Raw genomic sequence first — 7405 nt, 5'->3', positions numbered from 1 at the left:
CCCCCCCCCCCCCCCCCCCCCCCCCCCCCCCCCCCCCCCCCCCCCCCCCCCCCCCCCCCCCCCCCCCCCCCCCCCCCCCCCCCCCCCCCCCCCCCCCCCCCCCCCCCCCCCCCCCCCCCCCCCCACCACCGGTTCCTGCGGCGGGGTCACGACTCGACCAGCGTCCACGGCCAGTCCCAGCACGCATCGCGTCAACCAGTTGCCTCAGATCCGGGGACATCCGTCACCATGGCCTACGTTCGTCGCTGCCGCCTCGGCATGGAACGACGCGGCAGCGTATCGATCGAGGTGAGAACGGCTGCACTCGAGGCTGTGAATGTCTTCTGGGTCAATGGCAGGAAGGCCATCTGACTTCCCTTGTAGCCGAGGACATCGACTTTGATGACACCTTCCACGTGCCAGACCGCGTACTTTCGAGAGACGCCCTCAGGGCTGTCCAGGGTGACACCACGTGAATACTCGTGCTGCTCGGTCGCGGTCGACGTCTGAGTCAGTTTGCTGGACAACTCTGCGCCGAGATCGCTCAGTCCGAGCTTTCCCGAGATCTCCTGGGTCACATCGTCCGAGAGTCCGACCGTCAAACGCGCCTCCTTCGTTGCGCTCGACCCCGGTGCGAGCTGGGTCACGGGATCCTCGCGCACCCAACGCTTGTACAGCTGGACCCGTCGCACTTCGATCGTCTGAGGACCAGGATCGACCTGTCCTGATCGTCGCCGAGCATCCTGTCGCTTCGACGAGAGGATCCCTGCGCCGGCGGCTGCAACTCCTGCTGCAGCGATGACTGCCGCCAGCCCCACGGGCCCTCCGACGATGGCTGCCGCTACGGCGATCCCGCCAGCACCGCCGCCCACATAGGACCCGGCTATGCCGAGTGCGGGAGGCAGGTTCTCAGAGAGCTCGTTCCGGAAGCCCCGCCGGAGCTCAGGAAGCGTGCGTTCATCGAGCCACTGACGCGCCCGGCTGATGTCTGGAGGCAGAGCTGGACGTGGTTGACCACCCAACAGCTCTTCTACTGCCGATTTCCTGAGTCTACGCGGCCGCGACACGAGGCATATGCTGAATTCCTCCGCCACCAGGGACGGCGGCGACTTGATCGGAGGGTCCTCGCCGTCTTTCCCGAATTCCGGGGCAGGGCCCAGCTCGGCCATGCCGAGATCATACTCCGGAGACATGCACAAGAGGTCCGCCTCAGTCGTCGGCCAACTGCTCGACGGCCGCCAATTCAGGGCCATGCGAGTCAGGAACTCATCGGGCGTCAGCGGTGGGATCCCACGGTCACAGGTCCGCCGCTGATGCGGTCGTGGCCGACAGTTCCTCCCGGATCGGCGCCTTGGAGCCGCGTTCAGGGAGGACGTCGCGAATCGCTCCACCTGTCGGTTCTCGCGTCGGCCGATCCCAACCGGGATGGTCTCGGCGGCGTCGATGGGCCGACGCACGAGGAGGCCCTCGTCAACCGTGGACACGACGGCCCGGGCGGCCACCGCTCGGACCGCCGACGTGCGGGTCCGTCGTATCCGGCACGCGGCTGACGGCTCGGCGGCGTGCACTGCCTCCGGGTAGCCGCCGCACACGGGCCGGGAGAGGAGCGGCGGAGGGCAGCGCCGAACCCCTACTCGGTGGCCACGGCCAGGCGGACGATCGGACGCCTCCAACTGACCGGGGAGGTCGCCATGAGGATGATGCTCAGGGCCGTCGTCGGCACCGAGGCCGGCAACGAGACGATCCGCAACGGGACCATGGCCAAGCTCATCGAGCAGACCATGCAGGACCTCCGCCCCGAGGCCGCCTACTTCCTGACCTCGGACGACGGGCGCCGCTCGTGCGTCATGGTGTTCGACCTCGACGATCCATCCCGGATCCCGGCCGTCTCCGAGCCGTTCTTCCAGAGCGGTGTCGAGAGCGTGGTCCTGCACCCCTGCATGAACCTCGACGAGTTGCAGCGGGGTCTCGCCCAGCTGCAGGGCCGGTAACCCACCACGGCAGGAGCCCTGCCCGGCCAGCACGGAGGAGCGGGGCTCCTGCCGCCACGACCAGCCGCGCGCTGACCGGGGGACGACCGGGACCCGGGTGCCGAGCCCGGTCGTGCCACGGCACACCCGCCACCCACGCGCACCCCGCCGGTGCCCCCGGTCGCGCCGGCCGTACGGGTCGTCCCGCCGGGTCCGAGGGACCGGACGTACGACCCTGACCCACGGGGGGATGTCGTCGCACCATGCCGTCATGACATCTGCGGGAGAGGCGACGACCGACGTCGCCGGCGCCGTCAGGGCCGTCGAGTCCCGACGCCTGCGCGCGCTCCTGGAGGCGGACATCGAGGTCGCTCGACGACTCCACGCGCCGGACTACCGGGTGGTCGACCCGCGCGGCGGGACCCACACCAGGGACGAGTACCTCGACGGCGTGGCAGCGGGCGCGTTCGACTACCGCCGCTTCGAGGCGGTCACGGAGATGGAGGTCATGGCTTCCGGCGACCTGGCCGTCCTCCACTACCGGTCGGGCATCGACATCCTCGTGCGGGGTCTCGCCCCTCAGTCCCTGGAGGCGTGGCAGACCGTCTGCTACCGGCGAACCGAAGCGGACGCGGGCTGGCAGGTGGTCTGGCAGCAGGAGACGGCGGTCGGGCCGGCGTGACGCTCGGAACGGCGACGACCGGGCCGTGCTCGCGTCGGGCGCGTCCGGTGTGACAGTGGCGGCATGCACCTGCTGCTGGAGTACACGCTCGCCGACGACTACCCGGAGCGGCGGGCGGCGCTGCGCGAGGAACACCTGGCGCTGGCCCGCGCGGCCCACGATCGGGGTGAGCTGCTGCTGGCCGGCGCCCTGCCGGACCCGTACGACCGCGCCGTGCTGGTGTGGAGGGCGCCGCGCGAGGTGGTCGAGCGGTTCGCGGAGAGCGACCCCTACGTGGTGCAGGGCCTGGTGACGCGGTGGACGGTGCGCCCCTGGGACGTCGTCGTCGGGGGCTGACCGGAGGCCGGGGGCGCAGGCGTCCCCGGCCTCCGGTGCCCTCAGCGGCCGAGCACGCTCCGCAGGGCGGACGCCAGCCAGTGCCGCGCCTGCGCCGCGGAGGACGGCGCGGCGAGGTGGCGGGCCGCGACGTAGAGGTCCGGGCGCACCAGCAGGACACCGCCGTCCTCGATCTCACGCAGCTCCGCCCACGTGCCGTACGGGTCCTCGACCGGCTCGCCGGGGCCGATCGACACCGGGGTGATGGTCAGGCCCAGCTCGGTGCCGAGCTCGGCGGCCGCGGCCAGCCAGTCCGCACCCCCGATGCCGGTGACGACGGCGAACCGGCCGCGCCCCACCAGGTCCAGCGTCGAGGTGCGCCGCCCGCCCACGGTGACCCAGGTGTGCGGGATCTTCGCGCCGGGCCAGGTGGTGGCCTGGGCGTAGAGCACGGGGTCGCGACGGAACTCGGGCGTCGGCGTCCCGTCGGGGACGACGGCCGGCGAGGCGTACCGCTGGTTGTGCTCGACGCCGTGCGCGTCGAACTCGTAGGCCTTGTAGGCGATCGCCTCGCGCAGCGCGGTCCGGATCTTCTCCCCCTCCGGCCCGGGTGACTTCCACAGCGCCAGCTGCTGCTCCAGGTGGTCGGCCTCGGTGTGCTCCAGGTCGAGGGCGCTGAGGATCTTGCCGGTGTCGGCGATGCTCTGGTTGGCCCGCTCGACGATCTGCCGGGCGATCGGTGCCCGCTCGGCGTCGTAGCTGTCCAGCAGCGACGGCGCCGCGGTGCCGGCGACGACGTGGGCGAGCTTCCAGGCCAGGTTGTAGCTGTCCTGGATGGAGGTGTTGGAGCCCAACCCGTTCGTCGGCGGGTGCCGGTGGATCGCGTCGCCGGCGCAGAAGACCCGGCCCCTGGCGATCGTGGTCGCGAAGTGGTGGTTCACCGTCCACGGCGAGCGCGACCTCACGTGCATCTCGAAGTCGTCGGTGCCGACCAGCGCCACGGCCAGCTCCCGCACCACCTCGTCGGTGAGCTCGGGCGGGCCGGCGGCGACCTCGTAGCCCCACATGAGCATCCACTCGTGCCAGGGCTTGATCATGCGCAGCACCCCGAGGCCGACGCCCTCCTTCTCCGCGCCCGGCTGGAGCATCCAGTAGAGGACCGAGGGGCGGTGCGCGACGAACCGGGAGAGGTCGGCCTCGAAGACGATGCTCAGGGCGCCGGCCACCGCGCCGGGGCCCTCGTAGGGCAGGTTGAGGTCGGCGGCGACCTTGCTGCGGGCGCCGTCGGCACCGATGAGGTACTTCGAGCGGACCGCGTACTCGACGCCGGAGAGCCGGTCGCGCACCGTCGTCGTCACGCCGTCGTCGTCCTGGACGTGGGAGACGTACTCGGTGTCGAAACGGATCCGCGCGCCGCGCTCCTGGGCGGCCTGGACCAGGATCGGCTCGGTGATCGTCTGCGGGGCGTCGAGCATCGTGCAGGGGCTGGCCAGCTCGTAGTCGGCGCGGCGCACGGTGTCGGTGCCCCACGACGGGATCCGGCCCAGCTCCTCACCGGCGAGGCTGGTGCAGAAGGTCGTGTTGCCCATGTACTCCCAGGGCGTCGCCTCCCGCATGAGCCGGTCCTCGACGCCCATGTCGCGCATCGCCTCCATCGTGCGCTGGTTGGTGATGTGCGCACGCGGGGTGTCCGACAGCCGCCCGTACTTCGTGACCAGCAGCGTGGACGTCCCGTAGGTGGCCAGGAACAGGGCCGCCGAGGCGCCGGCCGGGCCGGACCCGACCACGAGGACGTCGACCGCGACGGCCGCTCCGGGGACGGGGACCGTCGTCGCGGGTGAGCTCATGGAGTGCCTCTTCTCGCACGGGGATCGCGCGGACAACTGTCCGCAGCACGGCCGCCCGATTCCAGTCGGTGGCCGGGCCGGGTGTCAACCGTCACAGTCGGGTGCACCGCGGTGTTCAGAGATCGCACACCCGGTCCGATGTGACGTGGGACATACTCGCGGGGCCCCCGCCCGCCGGCCCGGTGACCGGCGGGCGCCCGGACACCGACAGGAGGTGGGCGTGTCGACCGTCGCCGCGTGGGATGCCTTCCAGGCGGGGAGCGAACCCTCCGGCGTCCGCACCGAGGTGCTCGCCTCCTGGCGCCGGTCCCGATGGAGCGGGGTCGACCCGGGGCTCGACGTCCCCCCGGTCGGCGCGGCCGACGACGACTCACCGTTCATCCGGGCCGCGGCGCCCGTGCTGCTGCGCACGGCCGACCTGCTCTCCGACAGCCGCACGTGCCTCGCGCTGGCCGACCGCGAGGGGCACGTGGTCTGGCGGTGGGTCTCCGACCGCGCGCTCGGTGCCGAGTGCGACCGGTACGGCATGCAGTTCGGCTCCAGCTTCGACGAGGAGCGGGTCGGTACCTGCGGCATCGGCACCGCCCTCGAGACCGGCCGGCTGGCCACCGTCGTCGGCACCGAGCACTTCGTCGAGTCCTTCCACCGCTGGGCCTGCGTGGCGGTGCCGGTCGTCTCCCCGGGAAGCGGCCGCACGGTCGGCGCGGTCAACGTGACCACCCGCGCGTCGGACGCCGGCCCCTTCCTGCGGGCCGTCGCCCGGTCGCTGGCCGACGGTGTGCGGTCGGCGCTCGCCGACGCCGCCACGGACGCCGAGCAGCGGCTGCTGCGGGCCTTCCTCGACGCGCGGGCGCGGACGACGGCGCCGGTGCTGACCCTCACCGCCGACCTGCTCCTGGCCGACGCCTCCGCCACGGCGCTGGGCCTGGACCACGTCACCGTCTGGGCCGCGGTCTCCGCCGCCGGGCCCGGCGCGACCGCGGTGGCCCTCGCGGACGGCGTCGTCGCCGACGTGGTCCCGGTGTGCCCGGGCTCCCTCCGGGACGGCGCCGTGCTGGTGCTCCGCGCGCGGCCCGGTGCCCCGTCCCCCGACGCCGTGTCCCCCGCCGCCGGCGGGCGGCTGACCCCGCTCGAGCAGGCCGAGTGCGACGTCATCGCGGCCACCCTGGCCGAGTGCGGCGGCAACAAGTCCGCGACCGCGGCCCGCCTGGGCATCTCCCGCGGGACCCTCTACCAGAAGCTGCGGCGCTACCGCCCGCTGACTGCGTAGCCCCGATCCCGCAGCCTCTCCCGGCTGCGTCCCCTGGTCCACTGCCGCACCCGGAGGAGAGCCCCGCCCGTGAACAAGATGCGCTTCGGCCTGTTCATGCCGCCGTTCAACAGCCCGCCCACGCAGAACGCGACGACCTCACTGCAGCGCGACGTCGAGACCATCCAGCTGCTGGACCGACTCGGCTTCGACGAGGCCTGGATCGGCGAGCACCACTCGGCGGCCACGGAGATCATCGCCGACCCATTGACCTTCATCGCCCACGTCGGCGCGCTCACCCGGCACATCAAGCTGGGCACCGGCGTGGTGTCGATCCCGTACCACAACCCGCTGTGGGTGGCCGACCGCGCGATCCTCGTCGACCACCTGCTCCGCGGCCGGTTCATGCTCGGCGTCGGACCGGGCTCGCTGCCCACCGACGCCGCGATGATCGGTCTCGAGCCGGCCCAGCTGCGCCCGGCCCTCCACGAGGACCTCGACGTGCTGCTGCGCCTCCTGACGACCGAGGAGCCGGTCACGGTGGAGACCGACCGGTACCGGCTGGTCGACGCCCGCTGCCAGCTGGCCCCCTACCAGGACCCGTGCTTCGAGGTCGCGGTCGCCGCCACGGCCTCGCCCACCGGGCCGACGCTGGCCGGCAAGTACGGGCTGGGCATGCTCTCGGTCGGTGCCACCACCAAGGAGGGCTTCGACGTCCTGGCCCACCACTGGAACGTGCTGGAGGCCGAGGCCGCGGCGGCCGGCCGGCCCACCGACCGGTCCCGGTGGCGCCTGATGGGCCCGATGCACCTCGCCGAGACCCGTGAGCAGGCCGTGGAGGACATCCGCTACGGCTTCGACGCGTTCGTCGACTACACCCAGAAGACCCTCGCCCTGCCGCCGGTCCGCATCCCCGGTGACACCTTCGACGAGCGGCTGGCCTGGCTGGACGAGAGCGGGTGGGGCGTGGTCGGGACGCCCGACGACGCGATCGCGCAGATCCAGCGGCTGGTCGACCAGTCCGCCGGCGGGTTCGGCTGCTACATCCTGCTGCAGCACGACTGGGCGAACTGGCAGGCCACCCAGCGCAGCTTCGAGCTGTTCGCCCGCCACGTCATCCCGGCCTTCCAGCCCTCCCAGCGGCGGCTGCTGGCCGCGGAGTCCTGGGCCCGGGCCAAGCACGCCGAGCTCGACGAGAAGAACGGCGCCGCCATCCAGGCGGCGGCCGACCGCTACGCCCAGGAGAAGGCGGCCGCCGGCCAGGCCTGACCGTCCGGGGGGGGGGGGGGGGGGGGGGGGGGGGGGGGGGGGGGGGGGGGGGGGGGGGGGCGGGGGGGGGGGGGGGGCGGGGGGGGGGGTGCAG

Annotated in this window: 7 protein-coding genes; 5 read left to right on the top strand and 2 right to left on the bottom strand. The window is 73.0% G+C overall.

Going from position 1 to position 7405, the window contains the following annotated elements:
* Positions 1-233: 233 nt before the first annotated feature.
* Entirely contained in the window at positions 234-1148 is a 915-nt protein-coding gene (locus ACI78V_RS22655; protein WP_456855005.1) for a hypothetical protein, read from the bottom strand.
* A 522-nt stretch (positions 1149-1670) separates the two neighbouring features.
* On the opposite strand from ACI78V_RS22655, the gene ACI78V_RS22650 reads away from it, so the two are divergent.
* The 3 genes from ACI78V_RS22650 (at position 1671) to ACI78V_RS22640 (ending at position 2967) form a co-directional block, all read left to right on the top strand.
* Positions 1671-1970 carry a hypothetical protein gene (locus ACI78V_RS22650; protein ID WP_456855000.1) on the top strand — a complete coding sequence of 100 codons (300 nt, stop codon included), beginning with the start codon at positions 1671-1673 and terminating at the stop codon, positions 1968-1970.
* Between the two features lie 250 nt (positions 1971-2220).
* Positions 2221-2631, top strand: coding sequence for a nuclear transport factor 2 family protein (locus ACI78V_RS22645; RefSeq protein ID WP_456854996.1), 411 nt, complete (start codon positions 2221-2223; stop codon positions 2629-2631).
* 63 nt (positions 2632-2694) lie between these two features.
* Complete coding sequence (locus tag ACI78V_RS22640) at positions 2695-2967, top strand: YciI-like protein (protein ID WP_456854994.1); 273 nt, start codon at positions 2695-2697, stop codon at positions 2965-2967.
* A 41-nt stretch (positions 2968-3008) separates the two neighbouring features.
* Here the strand turns inward: ACI78V_RS22640 and ACI78V_RS22635 are convergent, their stop codons facing one another.
* Positions 3009-4793, bottom strand: a complete 1785-nt coding sequence (locus ACI78V_RS22635) for an FAD-dependent oxidoreductase (protein ID WP_456854992.1) — start codon at positions 4791-4793, stop codon at positions 3009-3011.
* A gap of 220 nt (positions 4794-5013) precedes the next feature.
* Between ACI78V_RS22635 and ACI78V_RS22630 the strand changes: the two genes are divergently transcribed.
* A complete protein-coding gene (locus ACI78V_RS22630) occupies positions 5014-6063 on the top strand; it encodes a helix-turn-helix domain-containing protein (protein ID WP_456854989.1) in 1050 nt (349 codons plus the stop codon).
* Positions 6064-6141: 78 nt separating this feature from the next.
* Positions 6142-7311 (top strand): LLM class flavin-dependent oxidoreductase, encoded by a 1170-nt coding sequence (locus ACI78V_RS22625; protein WP_456855010.1) that lies wholly within the window; start codon positions 6142-6144, stop codon positions 7309-7311.
* The last annotated feature ends 94 nt before the right edge of the window (positions 7312-7405 follow it).

This window comes from Geodermatophilus sp. SYSU D00742 (assembly GCF_054049935.1).
The sequence above is the reverse complement of the archived record's forward strand: the minus strand, read 5'-3'. Positions and strand labels throughout refer to the sequence as shown.

What these genes read in the sequence shown, in the direction of transcription:
- ACI78V_RS22625 (WP_456855010.1), top strand. Translation starts at nt 6,142, where the DNA reads ATGCGCTTCGGCCTGTTCATGCCGCCGTTCAACAGCCCGCCCACGCAG.
- ACI78V_RS22640 (WP_456854994.1), top strand. Translation starts at nt 2,695, where the DNA reads ATGCACCTGCTGCTGGAGTACACGCTCGCCGACGACTACCCGGAGCGG.
- ACI78V_RS22650 (WP_456855000.1), top strand. Translation starts at nt 1,671, where the DNA reads ATGAGGATGATGCTCAGGGCCGTCGTCGGCACCGAGGCCGGCAACGAG.
- ACI78V_RS22645 (WP_456854996.1), top strand. Translation starts at nt 2,221, where the DNA reads ATGACATCTGCGGGAGAGGCGACGACCGACGTCGCCGGCGCCGTCAGG.
- ACI78V_RS22655 (WP_456855005.1), bottom strand. Translation starts at nt 1,148, where the DNA reads ATGGCCGAGCTGGGCCCTGCCCCGGAATTCGGGAAAGACGGCGAGGAC.
- ACI78V_RS22635 (WP_456854992.1), bottom strand. Translation starts at nt 4,793, where the DNA reads ATGAGCTCACCCGCGACGACGGTCCCCGTCCCCGGAGCGGCCGTCGCG.